Below are 24,025 nucleotides of genomic sequence, written 5' to 3' on the forward strand. Positions count from 1 at the left end.
CTCATGATCTCATAAATTATCTATTTAGGTTATCTAGTTTAGCACAAAAAGTCAACGAAAGCAACTGAAAATAAAGAATTTTTTAGGATTTTAAAAAGTTAGGTATTCTAGAAATGCAATTTTTCAGGCGTTTTCTCCCCTCTCTAGCACGGCTCTCTGAACCTGCCATTTATTCTGAAGCACTCTTACGGTCTCTTCAGCGGTCAGGACCGCCTCACAGATGTGTTCAATGAAATACATAGGCACCGCTTTGTTTTTATAGGTGACTCTGACGGCTTCTATGACGTCCTTCATTTCCTCTGACCGTGCCTTTGTCACGTAGTCTGAGCAGATTCGGCGAGAGTTTATCCATAACCAGAAAATGTAATCCTTGTTATTTCCTCCTCTTGCGATGTCGGCACCTTTAGACAAAGTGCAGACCGATGAGACGCTCACAAATTCTGATTGGTCCGGACGGTTAGGTACAAATCTAACGTATCCAATCAGCTTTCTCTCAGCGGCGACCGGTAATCTTACTTCACCACTGTAAAGCCTCTCCGGCTCATACCCAAAAATAATGGGTTGAAAAAATTCGATGAATGGCAAGCGACCTCTAGCAACAAATGCTGGGTTCTTGGAAGATTTTCTGAATTGTTTCAATGTTCTCATTGCTCGTTCCAACAAAATTCATTAGAAAACAAAGCCGTATGCAATAAATATTCGGCTCGTCCTTCGGAACACCGGACAGAAAATCGGCACAAAAATAGCCTAATCCTGACCAAAATCAGTGTTCTTTAGATTCTTTGGAACGATTAAAAATTAACCCATTGGTCTCAGAAATTAAATATTTGACACTTTATTGTACACTATTTTGTCGTAAAATTAAAAATGTCTTACAGGTCCTACATCAAGTTGGACTGTTCGCCACATTGAGAAAAATTGCTTCCTTGGGAAAAGCTTGATGAAGGAAGAAAAACTTCCTCTTATGGCACAAGTTTGAACTTTCGAGAGAAAACCTTTTTGAAAAGTCCCAATATGTTGTTTGAGACTCAATAGGAAAATAAGAGTCGGTCAACCGGGACTATAGTAGGACGTCGCTAACGAATAAAACCCCCGAGGATTTTTGAAGATCTTCGGGAGTCTTACTGTTCTCTAATTTGCTTCCGGAATATTTATGGTTACTAAGTTATCCTCCGCTAACTCTCTTGGCAAATAAGTTTCTTCATCAGAATCCTCTTGACGCCATTTAAGGAAGGAGAATTCACCATTGCGGTTAATCACGTCTTTCATTCGGATCACCAAGCCACGATGAGTTCGATCTAGTCCGAATACTTCTGTTACCAGAGAGGAGAAATGCGGAACAACACCGAAGGGGACATCCTCCGCATAAGTTCCCGTTACTCCCTTAATATTCAGGAATCCGTATAGATCAGGGCCGTTTTCAAGCACGTAAACACCTTTACCTAAGACGGGGCCAAAAATACTTCCTTGTCTGGTGACAGCAATCATGCCGGGAGTTCGGAACGTTTCAGCCACGATGTTCCCGTTACCGTTATACAACATAACCGAGCGATTGCTTTCAACGTTTCCTACCTGAATGTTTCCAGTGACGCCGTTGGCTCTTCGATAAATATCTACATAGTCCTGACCGAAAACCGAACCAATATTAATTTCAGCGTTTCCGGAAAGAATGCCTACAGATTTACCATGAACGGTATCGAAATCAATTGCTGAACCTTCTTTGTCATAAAGAGAAGATGAAATTTCAATCCCCGCCTTAGACACAATTGACGACCCGCTAACGGAAGCTGAATGGAGCATTACCTCATTCTTCGCCGATATCGAGTTGCCAATATTCAGCACATTTTCTTCGCCATGAATTGACACATGGCCGTTAACAACTCCGCCTTGAGAGGCATTTACATACACCGTTGTCGCAAAGCCAGTCAAAGCTAAATTGACGTCTTTACCTGCTTCAAGAACAGCTTCTGTAATGTAGTTTCCACCAAACTCACCGGCTTCTCCCATCTTGGTCACAGAGCCTAAGACAATACTGCCATTGGCCGTTGCTTCCAATCTTTCAGCCGTAACACCGGTATCTCCTTTATTCTGTCTCTGATAGACATCGTTACCTGCCTTCAGGACTACTAGATGAGTACTTAGATCAGTTTCCTCATCCCAAGCTCCGATCCTAGTTTGATCCAACAAACGAATATCTCTTGAGGCCTGAATTCGAACGTCTCCGGAGTCATCTGTCGTATACACCCAAGAATCGCCCTGCATCCTCACGTCACCTGCAAATGCAGTAACCTCGACATTAGAGCCTTTGATTTCACTTCCGCCTGCGAGTGTGACATTTGATCCCAAGAGGTCAATGTCGGAATCAGAAGATATATCTGCACGTCCTTGTACAGTGAGAAGGCCCTTAGCTGCCAGAACTACATTTTCTTGTGCTGTAATAGAGGCATCGGAGGCAAGAGTCAGATCCCCTAAGGAATCAAGAACAACTCCTCCATTCTCAGAAGACACTTCAGCAGCAGAGTCAAAGCGGAGGTTTCCTCCCGCGATGTTTACATAATTATCAGAAGAAATCTTGGTACTCCCTTGAGCAACAAGGTTTCCATCGGCGACTAAAACAACTTCTTGCGGTGCTTTAACAGAAGCATCGGCAGCAAGGGTCATATCGCCCAACGACTTGAGCTGGACTTCTCCATTCTCCGATAGAACCTCGGAAGCGCCGTCAACACGTATTTCACCGCCTTGAATATAAACTTTGTTCTTTGAAGATATCTCGGTAGTACCTTGGGCAGCAAAGCGTCCCTCAGCGGATATGGAAACGCCTGTCTCTCCTTTCACGCTTGCATCAGAGGCAAGAGTCAAATCTCCCTTGGAAAGAATTTCAACGCCGCCATTGTCCGAGAGAACTTCAGAAGTACCGTCAAGACGTATTTCTCCGCCTTGAATCTTGACGTTCTTATCCGAAGAGATCTCGGTTGTACCCTGGGCAACCAAACGTCCGGCAGCAGATATGGAAACACCGGCGGGTCCTTTGACGCTAGCATCCGACGCAAGGGTTATACCTCCCGTGGATACTAGGTTAACGCTGCCGTCCGTCGTCAAAACTTCAGACGTTCCGTCCAAGCGAATTTCACCGGCATAAACGTCAACATTCTTTTCGGAAGCAAGGTAAGCATCTCCACCAATGGTAAGCTTATCTGCTGCATCCAAATCAACGGATTCTTCTCCGTAAATAATGGCTGTCCCTTCCAATAGGACGGAACCGCCTGTACTTCTCACAGTCAGATTTCCTTCGGTAGGCTCGGCGGAGGGTGTTAAGGCCACAAGAAGAGCCTCATCACCAAATTTCACATCCTTCCCTCCAACTACGGAAATATCGGCCTCTGAAATTATCCAAGCTCCCTCACCAAAAACGGCATTTCCTCCGGAGACAATCGAAACATCTGATCGGCCTTTTGGCCGCCCTTTCTCATCTGCAATCACGCTGCTCTTTTCAGTAGCGATAAATGCGTCGTCTCCAATGACAAAGTCTTTTCCTGACTTGATCGAAAGATCTCCGCTGACATACACATCGGCATCATTGCCAATCCCGACACTTCCTTGTTCGGCTGTAATAGTTGTTAGGTTATCCGCCCCAATTTCAAAACGATCTGCAATAGTGACGCTCCCGGTATAGCTCTTAATGTCAACAGTTCCCGATTCAGTGGGAGAATCTGATTTCACTATTGAGTGAATAAATGCATCAGACCCCAGGGAGACGTCCTTCTGAGCAGAGACATTTATCACGTTGGCATACAAGTCTGCACTCTCTCCGATTGAAAGATTTCCTCCGGACTGCACATTAAGCTTACTTATCCCAGAAGTGTTAATTGCGTGAATTTGAGAGTTGGACCCAATATCCAGATCTCCTGATTCTGTAAACAACGTTGTGTCTTTACCAGCGGTTATCGCCAGATCGTGATCAATCGTCAAGCCCTTATTGCCGTATACCTTTGCTGCGCCATTTGGAGTGTTAATGTTAAATGCACCGCCAGTCACTGAAAATTCTTTTTGAGAACCGACTTCTACTTTGGCATTTTCCCCGATGCGGAAATATTTACATCCCCAACGACAGTCCAATCATTTGCAGCTTCAATCGAAATATTTCCACCCGAGGAGGAAAGCTTGATCGATTTGCTATGAATGGAAGTTGCATCAACATCGATATCCCCTTTTGTTTTGATATCAACGGAATGATCTGCCGAAATATCCTTTGCCTTAACATAAGCAGAGTCGGCAACCAAAGAAGGAAGCTTTAAACTGCCCTCTGTGGTGATTGATGCCTTTTGAGCGGCAGAGATACTATCCGCATTAATAAATGAAAGAGAATCCAAACTTACTGCTCCATTAGCAGAAGTTATCTTTTGAACAATAATGCCATTATTGTCGCTGGTTACTGAAACATCTTTAGAGGCTTCTATGGTTGTGGCTTCCACCTTCTCTTTTCCAACGATAGAGACACCCCCGGACTTACTTTGAATAGTTCCTGTAGCTAAGACCTCTCCCTCAGAGCTTTTAACAAGAATATCTCCATTAGTATCTCCAGTTGAGGTAACTTGTCCAACAGAAACTTTCTTAGTGCCGGCAAGTGTAATCTTTTCCTTGGCTTCCACTTCTCCTATTGAGAGGTCTTCAACAGCGACATTAACCGTACCAGCTGCCTGAACCTTGGCAATCGTTTGAGCTCCTGTCTTGGCAAGAATCTCAACGTTTCTAGCGTCTATACTCAATTTTGAAGAGGAGTTAAGCCCTGTGAGTTCTCCCTTTTCAGCGCTAAGACGAAGATCTTTATTCAATTTAAGACTGTCGTACTGATTCAACGCACTTACATCCAGATTCTTACCAGATTTCAAATCAATTGAATCTGCGATGGTTATATTGGGCTTTACCTCTTCGGATAGTACTTTGAAACCCACGTCTCCCTCTGTACTCGTCATCTTCAACGAATCAGAGGTCAGGGTATTTATCTTGAGAAGCGCTGTTCCTGAATCGGAACCAATGAACGTACTTTGTGCCTCCAGTGCAGTTGCAGAGACTGCAGATCCAGCTTGTCCCTTGACTGTGAGCTCTTTCTCTACTTCAACCTTTTGTTCTACATTCATATCTGCAGAACCAGCTGTCGATGAGAGTGACAAAGAACCATCGGCTGTAAGCGTCTTTGCTTTGATATCAATGTTAGAGCCAGCATTTATTTCAGCTTCGGCATCTTTCATTGTTACAGCATCTGCATTAACGGTGATTCCCTCTTTGGCAGATAAATCAGAGTTAAATACAACGTTAGCTTCTTTAGCATTGACTAATACACTTGATTTTTCGGCAGTGAGCTTATTCAGTTCAAGGTCTTTCTCAGATATTAAAGTAATTGTTCCGGCAGTTACTTCAATATTCTCTAACCCAGAAATAGACTCTGCATCAACGACTAATGCCGAATCTATATCCAACGCTGTTGTACCAAATTTAGTCTGCCCAGTTGACTTGACATTCAAAGAATCACCTTTCACTTCTCCCGAAATTGTCACAGCATTGCCTGACACATTCGAATCTTTGAAAGTGTTTAGTGATGCGGTTAAAGTGACATTCCCCTTTTCAGCTGAAATAGTTCCAGCGTGGCTTAGATTGCCACTGCCAAGAGATACATCTACATTAAATTCGTTAGCCTTTAACGTTCCCAGAGAAAGATCTCCTGAACCTGCAGCGATAGAAACCGATCCTGCTGAGACAGTAGAGTTTTCTTGGATTCCCTCAATCCTGTTTGCAGAAATCTTGAAGTCTCCATCGAGGTCAATCTCTCCATCCAAATCGACTTTAGCGGTTTTTTGGGCCTGAATATCAACTGTTTTTTGGGCTGTAATTTTTGCCGAGGAATTCTCAGTAAACCCTGTCGTAGTTACATTCTCTTCGCCAGATTTAAGAATGACTGACTCAGCCTCGATTGTCTCGGTTTTAACGCTAATATCCCCTCGAGTCTCGATATTAATAGGAGAATTATCTTTGCTAATAACCTTCTTTGCTTTCAAATCTACGCTGTCAGCAACCACGGTAGGAAGTGTCAGTTCTCCTCCGGTATCAATACCTAGCTTACCGTTGGCTGCAGAAATTGACTGAGATTTTACAAACGACGGAGCTTTCAGAGTTACTCCAGCCGTTTCCGAAGTCAAGTTTCCAAGTTCAATTCCACTAGTCTTACTTGTTACTTCGATCTCCTTAAATGCATGGAGGTCAGCAGCCTGAACTTTTTGAGCCCCAGAAATTCCTATTGAACCTTTGTTGCTAACTAAGTTTCCCAATATCGATACATTGCCACTTGTACTTAAAACTGATATAACGCCTTCAGCCTCTGCTGCGTCCATAGCCACGTCATTCTGAGCACTTAATGTGACCGCTTCTGCAGAATTTACCTTTCCTGTTGTTGTCAGGGATGTACCAGCGTTGGCAATTATTGAACCACCTTGTGATGTTAAGGCCCCTGTCTTCAGCTCTGTTCCGGATTTAACAGTTATTGAACCACCTGTTGAAGTAAGAGCTCCGGCCGTGACATCAGCTTTAGTACTGGTCAATTGAATTTCTTTAGCCCTAACATCGGACACTTTCACTGCATCATTGGCCGTTAATTCTGCAAGATCAGCTGATTGCACCTTCCCTGTTGTGGTCAATGTTGCTCCAGCTGTTGCGGTGATTGAGCCTTCCTCAGACGTCAGTGCGCCAGCAGTAACAGAACCGTCGGTACTTGCCAATTGAATAGATTTGGTGGCCGTAACATTGCCAACCTGAGCTGTACTCATTGCCGTTAAATTAGCTTCATTGGCAGCAACAACGTTTTCAGTAGTCAATGTCGTTCCAGCTGTTGCGGTAACAGCACCTTCTTTAGCTGTAAGTTCTTTAGCTGTAATTGCACCAGAAGAGCTCGCCAACTCAACATTATTTGCCGAGATATTTCCAACGGCCGCTGCGTTCGCAACCTTGACCTGCACATTTCCAGATTTACTTTCTAAGTTACCGCTTACAACGCTTCCCTCTCCAGAGAGTTTAATGTCACCGTTTAGAGATAAATTACCGTTACGCTTCGACTTTTCTTCGGAACCTCCAACATATTCGCCTTCGGCTGAAGCTACGTCTAATGTCCCGGAACCAGTATCGCGAATATTTAACAGTTTCGGCTTATCTTGCGAAGTTTCACCGGTAACAAAAGTAAGCAGAGCCTCCCCGTCTTTTTCGGAATGCAGACGAATTGAATTCTTATCACTTCCTACTTGGGATGCATCACGAAGAATGATTTCCTGTGCCTTGATATAGCTTGAAGCAATCGACTCTGAACCCGAAGGCTCTGTCATCAGCAAGGCTTTACCGTTCAAACTAATGTCAACAATCTTATCTGAAGCAACTGCGTCTACTCGGAAAGGATTAGTAGAAACTCCGTCCGCTGCATTCAGATACACGCCTGAAGATGCGCTAAATGAACCATAGGCATTAAGTTCATTAGGATTAATAAGCTCAATGTTCAACCGAGCCACCGACGTTCCTAATGAACCAATACCGCCGCGCAATGTCACTCTCGAAGACTTAATCAGTGAAGAATCAGCACTTCTCAAAAGACTTTCACCGTTATAAATGCCTTGTTTTGCGGAAAGTCTGACTTCGTAATTTGCCTTATCACTGATCACCTTTCCTACGTATAAGGCAGAATTATCTTCAGCTTCTACAAAGACATTTCCTTCCGTAGTATTCGCATCAAGATGAACTTTGCCCAAAGACTCCGTTAAGTTAGACGCTTCAACAGAAATTGAGCGTTTCAGACCGACTGTTATTTGTCCTTGGTCTGCATCCCATTTAACATCATGGGCATCGGCTGAGGCAAGTGTCTTATAAACATTCAGCGCTTGATCTCCGCTTAAATCTGAGAACTGGTAAGTCACGGGATCGACTTCTTGCCCAATCGATTTTGCCTTCAAGACTACAGTATCGGCAACGATGTTTGCCACTCCGTCTAAGACTCGAGTGTCAGAAGCTTTCGGATTGGTAATCACGTCAGAAACCGCATAAATCAGTTCTGATTCTGTCCAAACTTTATAACTAGGCGCCTTGGCTTTTGCCAATTCGGATTTAGGATTCGCTTCTGCAGCTGAGATATATTTTTTGAACTGTTCTTCGATATCGGCCTTAAGATCTTCGCCCTTCTTACCGCTGCGCTCATAGTAATCGCTTAGTTTCTTCCCTAACGAATCTCGATATTCTTTCTGCGCAGCGCTTAAAGTTGAATCTTCTGCTTCTACGAGTTCAGCATACCGCTCAAATTCACCCTTCATTTGTTGGGTGATTCGTTCGGCGATACCGTTCCTAAGTGCTTCTTCGCTAGCTGAGTTTGCGGAACCAAGAATTCCGGCTTCTTTCCTACTTTGAAGTTTTTCTTCTAGAGAAACCTGGTCGGCTGTTTCCCTGGGAAGCGCATCCAACAAAGCACCATCAGTTGTGATTTCAACTTTGTTCGCTTTAAGAATTCCAAGACCAAGATCGCCCTTAGCTGTAATGGACACCTGTCCTTTGTTAGCATTGACGTCCAAGCGGGAGGTTCCATCAACTTTTGAAATTTGGGTAAGGTTAGCAATCCTCACATCTCCAGCTTCAGATGTAATTTTGCCGTCCTGAGATTCGAATCTCTGCAAGCCAATAGTATTCTGTGCTAAAAGTTGTACATCACCTCGGCCGAGAATTGACCCTGATACCGTTCCTTGGACTTGACTAGCGTTCAAGGAGATATCATCGCCGACAGCGCTGACTAACACGTCACTCTTGGAAGTCAGTTTTATCGCGTTTTGTTCTGAACCAATATTCCCGGCTGCCGTCAAATTAATCTTTTCGGCTCCTGAAAGCTGAGCCCGTGCGTTATCGGAAAGAATATCATTTCCGGCATTGATTGTTATTGTGCCGCCATCCGCACTAAGAATTCCCCCTATAGAAACATTCTTGCTGCTGGAGAGGTTAATAGAATTTTGGCCCTTTGTAATAAATCCTACATCGATAGGCTGATCAGCTTTAACAGCGTATTGACGAACTACAAGAGCACCTGATTTTGTCGTTTTTCTAGCCTTGTAATAACCATTAAAGTGAGTCCAGTTATCATACTCAACCCAATCCTCAATACTGTCGACATACGAGTATTGCTTTTCTGGTGTAACCCAACTTTCGAAAACATTGGTTCCCGAAGGGCGAGAAGCCAAAATCCCTATGGTCCCTCCTTTCTTCAGGTCAGATTTTTCCTCACTCGTCTCTTTTTCCATCGTCCAGGTCAAAGGAGATTTCTTCCAAGCTCCCCAAATATGGAAACGTTTACTAGTTGATTCAACCTTAACATTTGTGACCTGGGCTCCGTCACTCCACAGATAGGTTAAACCTTTACGAGGGTTGTAAGTCCTCTCCGCAATTGTCGTTGCCTCAGACGTCTTTCCAGATTTATATAACCAGTACTCCTTATTACCCTGGGTGTTGCTGTATTCGGTTACTTTAGCAGCTACCACCTCTCCATTTTTGGTTTCACCAGCCCAAGCGGTATCTGTTATACGAATACTTCCATGAAGGTTTCCGGTATTAATATCACCAGTAAGTATAGAGTGGGTTCCAGAATTTATATCTATATCTATACTGCCATCGACCGCACTCAGCTTTCCGCCTCCGGTACTGGCAATTTTGCCCGTCAAATAGATACGACCGCCTTTAGGCGAAATATCATCGAGCACAATCTGATCGGTTACCGGGTTATACCAGGCTTTACAGTTTTTATGCCAGTTTCCGTCGCCTCCGACAAAATCGAGGCCGTCTGTCAACAAATATTGGTCTGAATATACATTGATTGAATCCGGAGAACCTTGGGCAATCCAGGAATCTCTAATTGCGGAAATTCTTTTCTCGGACGTTGCGTCCAGTGTCAAATCATAAGAAGCATACCCACTTTGAATAGTACCGTTGACGTTAATCATATCGGCTGCGATAAATATATCACCGCCAGCGTGAATACCTACAGAAGCACTATGAGTCTTGTCTTCGGCACTCGATTGTCCTATTCCGGTCTTCTTAGTTGTCTCCCATTCATCCTTCCAAAACTCCTCAACACTGCCGCCAACAGACAAAATACCCTCGTGATATGATTGAGTGACGTTTCCTGTAGCTTGAAGGTTTACCTGGCCTGCAGCATTGACTGCTGATTGCGCATCAACATAGATATCTCCGCCGGAATTAATAGACAAGTTACCCGACAGATTTTGAATCTTGCCGTAGATACGTACATCCGAATAGACCGGAACATCTACAATATGAATCTCTTTGCTCTGTGTTTCTTCTGACTGGATCTCTCCTCTTGCCTGCAGTTTCCCGTTAAACGAAGTTGTAACTTTAAACTCCGGAGCTTGAGAATCCGTTGAATACTCTTTTGTCCCTGTAAATTCCGGAAGCGAAACATCTGCATTAGTCTTATTGTTGAAGGTAATGACTCCGCCCTTATCCAGAATCTGAATATCCTGGAGTTCCAATAACAAGTTGGATTTGTTTTCAATGTTAATGTGCTTGGCTCCTCGGGCGGCAATCGTTCCATTACCAACTACATGAGAAGACTTCAAGTTAACATTGCCTCCAGAGATAGAAAGTCCCGCCAAAGTAAGAATTCCCACTTCAGAAGATGCTACCGGAACAATTACATCACCTTCTTTTTTAGCAAAGCCTTTATCAAGCATTTGCTGTAAAAGTGCTTGAGCCTCTGTGGTATAAGCAACTAATGCTGCCGAATCGGTAGATTTATACTCAGCAATCAAAGCTTGCAGCTCAGCATACCGGTTCCAATATAAATTGGAGTATTGCTCAAAGCCTAGATCAATTACCTCAGGCCCTTCGCCTGTAATGGTAATTTCCGGTTTAATTAAAGAAGTAACAGGGGCTCCATTTAAGAGCAGCTGGAAGGCATCACTCTCTTTTTTCACAACTCCGGATATCACGATATCAGAAGAGACATTTTTGCCTGCTATCAAAGAACCTGCTACTGAAATCTGATTATCCAGTGTGAAAGAATCAGGTAGAACCTCTCCGGCCTCAGTTGTAGCAACCTTAATGTCTCCCTGGTTAGTACCGGTCCATCTCCATGCACGAGCAGATTCTTTGCTGTTTACTATTCCCTCAGATGCAAACGCGTCAATTTCTCGTGCTGCATAAACGTTGCCTAGAACATTAATCTTGTTTGTCAGGACATAGTGGCCTTCTACTTTAGTAGAGGCAGCAGGCAGAGCAGAATATGCGTAGGCATGAGAATAGGCCAAAAGATCCAGTTTGTTTTCCGACCCGTAGGCATCTTTACCCGAGTACAAACGAACATAACCGTTACTGTCCAGAAGAGCACCTTGTTCGATCGTGACTAACTCAGTTCTTGCTACATTTGCATTCACCGAAGCGCCTGAGCCGCTCAAAGCACCGGCTACTTTGCCGATAGACTCCAGATGAAGGTTCTCTGTAGAGGAAGCTGAAACAACAATTTCTGATGAAGTTCCAGTAGTCTTCAAAGAACTCTTTTCCTTCAAGTCCACAGTGTTGTTTAAAGTAAACTTGTGATTCCCTGCTGCTGTTGCGCCGGTTACCGCTCCATAAGAGTCTGCCAGAACCTTCAAGTCTGCATTGATATCGGTATACGATTGCAGCCTAATGACCTCAGCGGCACTGATTTGAGAGCCCGCACCGATCACCACAGAGTTCGAGTGGTTGTAGTCCGTATCAATGTGAATTCCTGACCCTGCAAAAGCTCCATGAACGCCGGAGTCGACAATATAAGCACCGTCTGTCGCTGCAATATCAAGATAGTCCTCTGCTCCAATCCAAATATCCGAGCCCGCCTTTATTATCGCATTGTCTCCAACCGTGACAGAAGAAGTGCCTGAAAGGGTGTTGACAACAGCCGCACCTGATCCTCCAGCCAAAGCTCCCTTAGTGTTGTCCGCTTTGAAACGTAAGTTATGATGAGATTCAGCAAAAATAGAAACTTCGTCGGCCACCTGCCAATTACCATTCACAGTGACTTGTGTCTCAGAGTTATCTGTGTGTACAACGCGGGCAGCGTCCCAACTCGTTCCTGTACCCTCAATAAGAAGAACAGCTCCTCCGGCACTTTCCGAAATACCCTTAACGTTTTCTTCGTTAATTGCGCCGATATTTAGATTTTGCAATGTCGTTCCAACGCTTTCAGAAACTGTAGTAGCAACGTTTACACCGTGAGTGATTTCTGAAACACCGCTGCCAATTGCAATGGCTCCGCCCTCTCCAGCTAAAGACTTCACCTCGTAATTGGCTACACCTTGTGACAAGACTTGCAATGTCGGTATTATCTTTGTTTTTGCATCCTCAGCAGGAACAAATTTGTTCCCTTGGAAAGTCGTACTAACAGAGGTTGTATTTACAACAGAAGCAGAATTATTTAGTGACTGAACAGCCGCTCCGCCATAAGAAACAGCTTCTGCTGAGAATTTCAGGATATTGTCATCGCCAGCGGCTTCCTCATCTGAATCCTTTCCTGCGGCTGTCATAACCTTTACTTGGCTGGCTTCATTGATAGTGTTGCGCTCCACCACTGTAGATAAGGCAGAAGAGTCTTCAATCTTCGCTAATGAGACGCCGATAGCTATGCCGGTTCCACCATAACCAGACGATTTGACGGCAAATTGACTATGCTCATCATTGAGAACCGTCAAGTTCTGAGCTTTGATTACGCTGCCACTTAAATTCAGCAAAGAAGATAAAGCAGAACCTGTTGGCTTAGCAATGGTAATTTTTGAATCGGAACCCACTCCGCTTACACCGCCTCCATATCCAGCAATTGCCTTAGCGCTTAATTTTCTGGCTGCGACCGTCTGAATATTTGCATTTAATGCATCAATCTCAGCGTTTTGAATTCTCGAATTCAGACCCGTACTGTCCGTTATGTAAGCTATAGAAGCTCCTCCGGTGATTCCTCCGGCTTGTATACCCCAGCTCTCAAGCTCTGTCTGGGAGTTATTGAGAACAGTGGAAGCAACCATGTTGGAAGCTTTAAGGGCTCCTCCTGATATGTTAACGAGAGCTTGCCCATCCAAAGCCGCATCAGCGACTGTCGCTGCTGCGGAAAAAACGCCACCAGATCCCTGGAAAACTTTCAGATTATTCTTTGTGTCTAATTCAGACTTGAGTTTCAAAGTATCTGTTGCATGCAGAGTACTGTTCGTGACGCTAATACCAGCGTAATTATGATCGCGAATAATGCCAACAGACGCTCCGAGGGTAATTCCGCCTATCGCGATTCCTCCGACCATACCTTGCGTGCCGGACTTTTCTTTTGAATCCTGAAGTGCCGAGAGATCTATATTTTGACCTGACAAATTACTCGATGTGACACTAATCGAAGCACCGCTTTGAGCTCCGATGTTTTTGTTGTCAGAGGTTAGAGACTTTTTGATGGTGTCGCTTTCCGTATCAGAGATATGGGCCGATCCCAAATTACTTGCATTGAACGCTTTCTGTATAAAGTCTAAAGTTCCGTTTGATGAAGCATCATCAATGTATTTAGATTTCGCTTCTTCATAACGTTTGCGAGCACTTTCATCTGTAAGGAAATCCGGAGTCTGAGAGCCGTGCGTGGATACGAATACAGCAGCCGTGCCAACGCCTAAACCACCTGAACCGGAACCTAACCCGATGTTTGTAGATCGATCATCCAGAGCCTTTATCGTTAAATTCTTAGCGGCTTCAATTTGACTATTGTTGATCAACACACGGGCATTTCCGTTTAGATTTTCAACAACTACAGCCGCTCCAATCGCGGCAAGGGCACCACTGGCATCTGCACGTGTTAAATTAGTTGTATTGCTGTTTTCAGCGGTAATAGAGACGTCTTCTGATGATGAAGCCTTCGAGTTTTCAACAGAAACGGAAGCATCCGTCTTAAGATCCGTCCCTGTTACTCCTGCAGCCAAAGCTACAAATTCAGCACCTGCTGCATCTGCATTTATAGAGTTGACCTTGCCCTCAGCTAAAGCTTTTATCCCTAAATTCTTGGCAGCATTTAAAGCCGAGCCTTTAGAAATTGCAAGGTTTGAGACGTTTCGACCTCTTACCCAGTAAACATCCCCGGCAGCTCCGAATCCTTGTGCTCCTGCACCTGATACACCGAGAATCGCGCTAAAGGAAGACAGATCAGAAGAAAGAGCCAAATCTCCGTTTGTTGTCGTAAGCGTGGAATTTTCAACCGCTACTGAGGAGGTTGAATTCTCTCTTACCACCATGACTGAGACCGCACCAGCCGCAGCGGTTGCCCCTGCTCCTTGGATTCCGAAAAGACTGTTTCCTTCTCTAACTCGAGATGCAATGTTCATGCTCTCGCCCGTCATTGCTGAATTCTTTATACCGACGGAAGCCTTGTTTTCAAAACTAAGAACATTAACTGTTGCTGCTGCGGCAGCAGTGGCAGCCCCTGAGCCGGTCAGATACAGCGCATTGACATTGGAATCATTCCCCGCATAAACATCAGCCTTCTTTACAGAAGAAAGTGTGCTTCCTTCAATATTAACCGCAGAATTGGATTGGCTCGTAATTCCACTGCCCGTCCCCGTAAGAGACGCAGAACCCGAACCTGAGCCTGCAGCAAATATTGTCTTAAACGTCTGTGTCGAATCTGCGTGCACCGCAAGACCAGATAGTTCGCTTGCTTTCCTTTGCGCACCTAAATCTTTCGCTGAGATTTTAGACAACAAACCGTGAACAATTTCTTCGTTTTCTATGGCATCCTTGCCCGAATAAGATTTTCTGGTTGTGCTTCCGTTCTCAACTTTAATGGTTGAATTCTTTACATCTGCGTGAGAATTACCCTTAATTTCCGAGTATGTAACGCCTAAAGCTCCTGAGGCCGTTCCTGCCCCGGCTCCCTGCACGTTGTAGGTCTCAACATCGGTATCTCGAACGGCTTCGATAAGAGCCACTGAAGAACTATTGATATTGCTGTTGAGAAGACCTGCTGAAACGTCAGAATTGATCTGGTTTAGAGACAGACTAGCCTGCAATGCTCCTGTTCCGGCACCGCTGCCACCGACTCCGATTGCCGTAATCGCTAGATGTTCCCTAGCCGTGATAGATAAGGCGTCGAGTGTCAAAGGTGAAGTCAAATTACCTGCGTTGCCAACTGAAGAGAGTGTCTGCCAGTTTTTAATACGATTAATAGCGATACCTGCGCCGCCTGCTCCGGTTCCCGCTGCACTCGCTGAGATTGACAAATTACCTAGAGAAGCGTCATGTTTGGACTGAACGTCAAGCGAGGCAAGAGTTGATCCACGAAGATTATCAATAACAGCCTGAACTTTTCCGGAGGATTCGAGAACGGAAGCAGCTCCCTGTAAACCAAAGGTCCCTGCCGAGACTCCAACCCCCAATGTCAAAGAGTTAAGTTTTTCTTTACCGTGAGCAGAAAGACTCAGGGCTGTTGAAGAGGAGTTTTCTCCTAGCTCGATCGTATTAAGATGAATGATTGTTCCGTTATCTCCATATTGGCCAAATCCTGCATAAGATACAGCACCTCCGATGCCGCCCGTACCGGCTGAACCTCCAACTGCGCCGGAAAGAGTCCAGAGTGCGGATTCGTCGGACGCATCAAAAGTCGCGCTATTTAACGACGAGAGTATGAGAGTCTCTCCGGTAACCCTAGCAGTATTTCGGACACGGTTGACCGCCACTGCCCCTGCAATTGCGACCGAACCTGTTGTGAAAGATCCGTCAACGGCAGCAGCCCAGGAAGAAGATTTATTAGCGCTTACTGCGTTTAATGCTGAAGCCGCAAACTTGTTAGTATTCTTGAAAAGAATGTCCGCAGTGTTGTTGGTATTCATTACCAAGACTGCTGCACCGAGTCCTACCCCCTCTCCGAAATTCAATCCTGCATTTCCGGCAACATTTACCGTCGTTGCATTATTTCTTGAATCTAAGGAAACCGTTCCTTCTGAAGACAAGATGTTGTTGTCAATTGTCGTAAGCGCATTCTGATTTACATTGGAGACAACAACCTGTCCGGCAGCGTTAAAGCTGCCTTTACCGCCCGCAGCTCCCGCGGCTACGCCGACGCTGGTCACGTTGTTTACAGCTCCGGCAGAAAGACCTTTGGATAGAGTCAGCGTATTGCCGCTTACCAATGAGGAATAAGAATTATCTATCGTGTTGACAACAACACCTGCTGCGCCACTTTTTCCTCCAATACCAATGTCGATTCCTACGGTTACTTGAACCAAAGGCTTACCGGTTACAAAGGAGCCAATTTCGTTTGTTTTTCCTTCTTCTTGACCGACTTTAACCGTCATGCCGGAAACAGACTTCAGATCGGAAAGAATCTCCTGAGCCTGCTCGCTTGAGCTCTTTCCATCCTCTTTTTGAATACCTTGCTCTTCAAGATAGTCTGAAGCTGCATTCGATGCATTACTGCTCTCGGGACCTTGTTGAGATAACTCTTTTACCTCCTCATTCGTTGCAGTCCTAGATTCAACTTTTAGAGATTTTCCTTTTATTGTGGAATTTTCCAATCCGGCGGAGACGGTGTTGTTCAATTGCCCTACGCCGGCTGCTCCGGCAAATGCGTATGTTGAGTCCCCTCCAACTGCAAGTTGACCGGTAAAGGCATGAGTAATTTGGTTCCCGGAAACAAGAGCTGCTATCCTTACATCACCGGCAGACGTGAAGGTTGCATTTTTAAGTTTAGAGGCAATGTTATTGTTAATTTCAGAAATAGCTACAGAGAAGCCACCGGCAAGTGAAGTTCCTTTAGAAGAAGAAAAACCTGCCGAAGTACCGCCGGTAACTTGAGTCACACCATTCCAAGCAGTCTGTTCATACCCCTGAGCATCTGAAGAGTCAGATGTCAAAACAATATTGTCAGCATCTACTTGGGTGGTTTGATCAATCATATTGACCGAAACCGAGCCATCAAAGGCCTCTGATCCTCTTTTACCTCCTGTTGAAACGGCCAGGGCTAAACCTTCTACGGTAATTGTTCCTTTAGAGCGAGCAGAGACAGAGGTTTTTCCGGCTTTGATTTCAACGTTATTCAGTAGTACAGAGTTGGTGATATTGGCCTGGTTGACGCCAACAGCTCCACCGATACCCACGCTGTGAGAAGTCTTATCTGACTTCCCTATACTTAAGGCCGCAGCTCCTGCCCATGCCCCAATCCATTTGTCATCATGCGCAGTAATCGAAACCTTTTGAGAGTCAAGAATAACAGAACTCATTTCAACCGTATTGGCAAGGCGGAAATCATTCCAAGCAACGCTTCCTGCCAAATCAAACTGCATTTTGAGTTGTTGAGGCTGATTGTTTACTTGCGCCTGATTCTGATTCTGAGCAAGATTTTGTCCGTTATTCTGAAGCCCTGCATTGTTATTTGAAGCATTCTGGTTAGCTGCATTAGAGGCCTGATCCTGACTGTGTGTTAATTTCTGAGCAGCTGTTTTTCCCCATTCCGCAAACTTGCCGGCAAAGCTCGATGTGATTTTTTCATTAACTACCGTAATAAGGCTTCGTCCACCGGTCGTCAGAATTGACTGGAGGCCGCTGGTCTCTTCCCGAGAGGGATTTGTAGTTGACAGAGCGCCTGCAACGCCTACCGCGTTGACTGCTGTATCTGAAAAGGCAAGCACCTCTAGTCCGTCCTCACCTTTAGCGGCTTCCAACTTAACTTTTTCCTTACCTTCTTCCTTGCTTCCAATCTGAACTTCATTAACAAAGCCGTCCATATTGATGGCAGCTCCGATGCCGAATGCCGCTCCGCCTGATCCACTATAGGCTCCGGCAACGGTCTGAATAGAGTCCTTACGGGAAGCTTCAATGTGAATATTTTTAGCTTTCAGAAGAGCGCCCGGATCAATAACAATTCGGTTTGAAGCATCCACAGAAGAGGCAACAGCCATTCCATTTATGGCAAGAACATTGTCAGTATCACTGCCGCCGACTGCAATAGAGACCGCAGTAACTTTATCCTTGGCGTTTATTCCAAGGTCGCCGTCAGAAATAATCTGTACATTCGGGTTTAAATGAATTTCATTTTTTGTTTCAAGAACCGGAATAAATACAGATCCGCCAATAGACTTTGATTTGGTATTGACATCAATCCAATTAACGAACTCAGTTGTTAATCGGCCTGTAATGCCTACTTGGGCATTATCGCTAGAAGAATCTAAAACTAGATCAGAACCTCCCTTAGTCTCTATAACTGTCCCATTGCCTACAATAATCGAGCTAGATGTACGCTGTTGTGCGTAAGCTGCAGATAACGCCAAATCGAAGGCAGAGGATGTGCCATCTGTACTTGGGGCAATCGTTGCGGCATAAGACTTAATATTGGCGTAATTTTCTGCTCCAATAAAGGCCAAAGCAGACTCTAGCAGCGAGGTCAAATGAGTAAGGTTGGGGATGTCCTTAATCGCCTTATAGACACCCTCTAAATCTTTAACATATTTAAGCATCCCCTTAAGAGATTCACCAACCTTTTTAGTTTTCCCCCATGCAGAAAGGGTGTTATCTCCTGAAACTTGGGCTAAATTTTGTCGAATAGTTTCGGTATCTGTTTTAAAGGCTAGAAGTTTTTGATAGATATCATTCTCTTTGGTAAATTGCTTCAAAAGGAGATCCCAGGATTCGTTGAGCTCCTCGACTAAAGAATTAAACCGATCCCATTCCATCGCAGAGGAGCTCTGAATCCTAATCCCCTTCTTTTCCTCACCTGAAACCTCTTTTCCGTCCACTTCCTCTTTCGGTATATAAGAGTCTCCGTTTGCAATAAGAGAGGCTCCGTCTCCAATAAGCACTTGAGAATCTACTGTAGAAATACTAGAGTCAGTAAAAGACGGTTTTGCCACTACAACGGAAACTGCCGCAAGTCCTTTGGTTCCCTCGTCAGTTGCCCAACTTTGGCCAGTTGCGGAAAATACATAGTCAGAAACAACGGCATTTGACGATAAATCAATTCCGGATCTTGAATACAGTTTTACGCCGTTTCCTACCTTTACGTTAGAGGTCTGAGAACCCAAAGCGAAAGTGGTTGCTACAACCCCACGGAAGTTTTCTTGGGCAGTTGCCTTGACAAGATCTTGGTTTGTTAAACCCAAAATCTTGTTCATCACCTCAAGTTTAAAGGCAGAATCAGCTGCACCAACCAAAGCAGTTGAGGCCCAGGTCCATTTGGAATCAACTGCGGAATTAACAAGCCAGGAAGAAGTAGTGTTATCTGAAGAAAGGTTGATATATTTAAGAGGTGCTTCCTGTCCTTTAACTCTCGGCGAGGAATTCAGTTCTACATTCGATGCTGAATTAAACACAGAATAGTTAAATGCTATTCCCCCATATGTTGCAGATTTTTCAGACTTATAAGTGACTGTCGAGTCTGTGGATACATCATTCGTCTGCCTTGACTGTATATCAAGTATTGAGTCGGAGGAGCCAAGATCCAAAATAGCGGTATCCGCAACTGTCACAGAAGAATTTGCGGAAGTGTCAGAGTAGATAAAAGAGGTGGCCGCAACCGATTTTTTATTTGAATTGCCTTTTGCACTCAAATCTAAATTGAATTTACCTTCAGACAGAATTGATAAGTCTTTTTCCGCTGAAATGGAACCTTTTACGTTAACAGCACTTGATTGTGTCGAAAATCCTATTACTGATGCCGTCTGAGGAAACTGATCTACCACCTCACTTATCGGAGATTGATAAATTCCTTTGTCAGCCGCAGAAATGCCAATCTTATCCTTGACTGTAGCTTTAGAAGTCAGGGACACATCTTGTTTAGCCGAAATTTTAGCGCCTTGATCGATATCAATCAGAGCACTTGTTTTTAAATTCGAATAAGCTACCTTTGGCAAAGGAAGATTGATCTGGCCCCCAAGAAAATCGAGCACATATTCCGTAACTCCAGAGAGATGCCCGTTGGATTTTAAATTCGTTGTTGCCTCAGCCGTCACAGAGACATTTCCCGAAGCTGTAATTTTACCCCCTGTCTCCAATTTGACCTTTGCTGAAATATTTCCAAGAAGATTGTCGCTATTTTTAGCCTTAGCCGCTACTTTGACGTTGCCTGTTTTACCCTTAGAAGATACTTCACCGCCTATAGTTATATGGGCCTCACGTTTGCTGTGTTCCGAGGCTCCAATATCCACTGGGTTCCAATCGCTTAAATTCGTCTCGGCAGATGCCAGAAGAACGACTTCACCGTCCACTTCAGTGAGTTTTAGATTTTGCGGATCTAAACCGCTATTAACTTTTATATTTGAACCGTCTTTAATATTTACATAGTCAGAGAAGTCGGTAACACCAGCCTGAACGACTGCATCTTTTGGGATGGTAATATTTGCAGCCGCCAAGGTTAGGTTATTGCCAGCATTAATTTTGCCCTGAACTGTCACCACCCCGTGAGGATTAAGAGGAAGGTCTGTGCCCTTTTCCTTCTGGCCTTTCCTAAGGAGTTCAAGGCCCGATGTACTCAGCCTCCCGGTTAGCTCGCTTTCCATCAAGTTGTATTCTGTTTCAGTCGGAACGATTGCCGTCAAGCCTTTTGCGTTAACCACGCCCGTGGCACCTACTACAAAACCTTTCGGAGAAACGAAATAAAGATCACCATCAATCTTTCCTCCCTTTACTCCGTTAACGGTTCCATCGATTACGATCCCTAAAGTCTTATCATCTACAAAGTTAACCAGATGAGCAGTGTCTTTCGGGAAAATCATATTGGCGATCTCTCCGCCCGAAACTTTAAATTTTTCGAAGCGATTTACGCCGACCACATCATTAACAATCTTATTGGTAGTGATCTCGTGTACATTTCCGTTCGTTGTAATCGTCGTACCCCAGTTTTGAACCGGCGTAATTTCACTACCCGCTGCTTCCAAACCTCCGGCTATAGAAAAGGCCGATGCTGCCAATAGCGTCTCTAAGACGAGTTTTAAAGAATGATGATGTGTTGAGGGAGAACAACCGCTAGCAGAACTAAAACAACCTTCGTGAGCATGATGCGCTTCATCCACTACAACGTGGCTGTTACGAGAAGAGTTCCACAGAACCTTATAGATCTTATTCATATTTCCCCTGGACTTTATTTCTTTTGTCGGTTATTCATTTTTTTCTAGTTCTAAATTCGTTTGAACGAACTACCGGCAGTCTATTTATATTTAGTTAATTTTAAACGGTTCATTAATTCTTACAAAATATCCCACCTATAAAACAACTAATGCCTCAAACCTTTTATCAGGAAGAATATCTTTTCAACTTTATGATTTTTAATGACTTTATTTCATTTTATAGTTACATAAAACATTTTTATATCGAAGTAATATAAGTATTAATACTTAATGAAATATTACGAGTTGTTACATGCTTTTGACTACATCGTCAATTCGAATAAATATAAAGAAAACGCCTAACATAACTAGTGTCATTTTCTCAGTAGATACCGTTACTACAATTAAAAAACAACGTTCCTATTTACGGAAATTTCAATCAAAAAAACGTCTATATGAGTTAACTTCTTCGTCATATTTTTGGCCGTCAAGAATGTGAAATGTTGGAGGAAAACAACGTAACGCTTCAAAGTTTTTTTGGTGACTAAAAGTCGGTTAGGAGATCCAGAACTGCTCTTCACAATCATCCTTATCCCGATACGTCACAAAGTTGACAACGGGAAGGTTAAGCTTTAGAAATATTTATCAGAAAGGATGCTTGAATAATTAGTACTAAATGCCGATGAGGAAATTGGTAACTCAAAAAGAGAAAATCAGAAAAACTAATTACACTGTTAAATTTTAAGTTGCCTCTGACAAAAAAAGCCCCATTGCCTGAAAAAGCAATCTCAAATAAGAGTAAAAATAAAAATGTTAAGAACAAATCGTTTCTCGTCTGATTTCATTCGACCGATATCCCGGAAATCAGACACCTGCCGAATCTCTCTCGCTACTGCTGTGCATATTTCGTTCAGAAAAACCTTAAATACTTCCTTATTGGGTTTAGCTGTTCTGGCCGGTGTTCCTTTTACTTGCGCAGCACAGAACGTTCCAGCCTTCCCCGCCGCAAGTCTGCCGGCAAGAGAGCTGGATCAGGTAATTGATTCTGTCCGTCAGGAAAGACAGATGCAGTCTCTCCAAAGAGCCGAGAAACTTACCAAAGAACAATCGGAAAAGAAACTCCAGAAGAAACTTCCCGCTAAAGACAGCTTTGTGTTTATGCTCAACGGTGTAAAACACACAGGAAGTGAAGTCCTCACAGAAGAAGAGTTTGAAAAAACTGTGTCTCCCTGGATTGGTAAGAAAGTAACTTCCTCCGATCTTATTGACTTGCTTAAGGCCATTGACACGCTCTACCACAGCAAAGGTTATGCAGTTTGCAAGGCCACTTTACAGCCTCAGAAGCTAACCGCTGGAGTTTTAACAGTTACCCTAATAGAAGGCAAAACCGATAAAGTCAAGGTAAAAGGTGCTCCGTACACTAGAGACTCTTATATCCTGCAGGCTTTTGACTTACCGGAAAATCGAGTCGCAAATTACGCAAAAATGGTTGACGACCTCATCAAGTTCAATATGACAAACAGTCTGCAGCTGCATATTGATATTGAACCGGGAAGCCGTTACGGAACAACTTCGTACAATATCATCGCAGATGACCAGCCCTATTGGTATGCCTCCCTGTTTTCCGATACCTATGGTTCTTATTCCACCGGCAAATTGAGAGTAAGCGGAACTTTGGAGCTTCCGAGCATGACGGGAATGCAGGACTCTTTCACCGCAATGGTCATAAAAAGCCAGGGAAGCTTGCTGGGATATACAAGTTACAGTTTGCCTTTATCTGCAACCGGAACCAGACTGATATTTTCTGCCTCCGGCGGCAATGTCAAAGTAAAGAAAGGCCCTTCTCGTGACTTAAATGTGAAAGGACGCTCTTCAAACTACAGCTTGCAGTTAGAAAAAGCTTTTGTGTTTTCTTCTCAGGTAAAAATAACGCCTTACATTCAAATATCTAAACAAAAATCGCACACGGATGTTTTTGGTTCTTTGCGTGTTGCGCAAACCAAAATCGACTCTATGACGCTGGGTGCGGATGCCTTAAAGGTAGGCACACCCTGGACATTATATGGCCATGCAGAATTGAGCCGACACCATTCAACCAATGAGGTGTACAACCAAACGACAAATCCGGTTTTATTTAGAAGTTCAGGGTACGGGCGCTGGGATGAAGGCAAACGCATTTTTGGCATTGTTAAGGGTTCCGTTCAGAGCGTTTTAGGTGGCGGAGATGCTCTCTCCTCCGACTACTTCTATCTGGGTCAAACATCGGGAGTACGAGGCTATCCTATCGATATCATTGGCGCAGAGAATGGATGGACAATCAACTCAGAAATGTATTATCGATTCCAACCTTGGAATCTTAATGCCAAGGCATTCTTTGATTTTGGACGCCTTTCCGGCTATTCGATTAATAAGCAGCGTTGGCTCGCAGGCACCGGTGTAGGTTTGGACTGGTATTGGAGAAACAACCTGTCCTCTTCTTTAACTCTTTCTTTCCCGCTGAAAAGACATCTTCGTGATAAAGAAGTTGAGCATATTTCAAGAGGAAGGCTTGACTTTAGTCTGACTTATGTCTTTTAACCTGCCAAACAAAAGTTTTCCAATCTCTTTTTATTAGCTCACCTTGTCCGGACCAAACGTCGAGACAAGGTTGATAGAAAAGCTTCAATTCGATATTCACAGAAAGAACATGTCGGAGCCTGTGTTGGCTTAGCTCAGAGAAACTTTGGTTTCCTCAACAAAATCAAAAGGCTGTGCGTACTTGAAATTAACGGAGAGGCAGAGGCTATTTATTTTGTTTTGCAAATGGCTCCGTAAATATTCGAAAAAAGAAGTGCTCCTCCATCCGTTGTCAATTATGTAGAGCCGTTCCGTGCTTCCCATTTCGCCGCATGTTGTGAAGGAGCTCCCAT

4 protein-coding genes are annotated in these 24,025 nt (G+C 44.1%); 1 reads left to right on the top strand and 3 read right to left on the bottom strand.

What is annotated here, in order from left to right; genetic code table 11:
- Nucleotides 1-123: 123 nt before the first annotated feature.
- The 3 genes from ACYQ4O_RS10560 to ACYQ4O_RS10570 all read right to left on the bottom strand — a co-directional run bounded on the left by ACYQ4O_RS10560 (nucleotide 124) and on the right by ACYQ4O_RS10570 (nucleotide 21,137).
- On the bottom strand, nucleotides 124-648 hold the full coding sequence (locus ACYQ4O_RS10560; protein ID WP_460175560.1) for a hypothetical protein: 525 nt from the start codon (nucleotides 646-648) through the stop codon (nucleotides 124-126).
- 483 nt (nucleotides 649-1,131) lie between these two features.
- A complete protein-coding gene (locus ACYQ4O_RS10565; RefSeq protein WP_460175561.1) occupies nucleotides 1,132-4,116 on the bottom strand; it encodes a hypothetical protein in 2,985 nt (994 codons plus the stop codon).
- Nucleotides 4,062-21,137, bottom strand: coding sequence for a leukotoxin LktA family filamentous adhesin (locus tag ACYQ4O_RS10570; RefSeq protein WP_460175562.1), 17,076 nt, complete (start codon nucleotides 21,135-21,137; stop codon nucleotides 4,062-4,064). Before ACYQ4O_RS10570 ends, ACYQ4O_RS10565 begins: the two co-directional genes overlap by 55 nt.
- Nucleotides 21,138-22,013: 876 nt before the next feature.
- Here ACYQ4O_RS10570 and ACYQ4O_RS10575 point away from each other — a divergent pair.
- The gene (locus tag ACYQ4O_RS10575; protein ID WP_460175563.1) at nucleotides 22,014-23,693 is read left to right on the top strand and encodes a ShlB/FhaC/HecB family hemolysin secretion/activation protein; all 1,680 of its coding nucleotides are present in this window, start codon (nucleotides 22,014-22,016) and stop codon (nucleotides 23,691-23,693) included.
- The last annotated feature ends 332 nt before the right edge of the window (nucleotides 23,694-24,025 follow it).

The organism is Turicimonas sp. TL08 (assembly GCF_054660695.1).

Coding starts and splice junctions, on each gene's coding strand:
- ACYQ4O_RS10560 (WP_460175560.1), bottom strand. CDS start 648: ATGAGAACATTGAAACAATTCAGAAAATCTTCCAAGAACCCAGCATTT.
- ACYQ4O_RS10570 (WP_460175562.1), bottom strand. CDS start 21,137: ATGAATAAGATCTATAAGGTTCTGTGGAACTCTTCTCGTAACAGCCAC.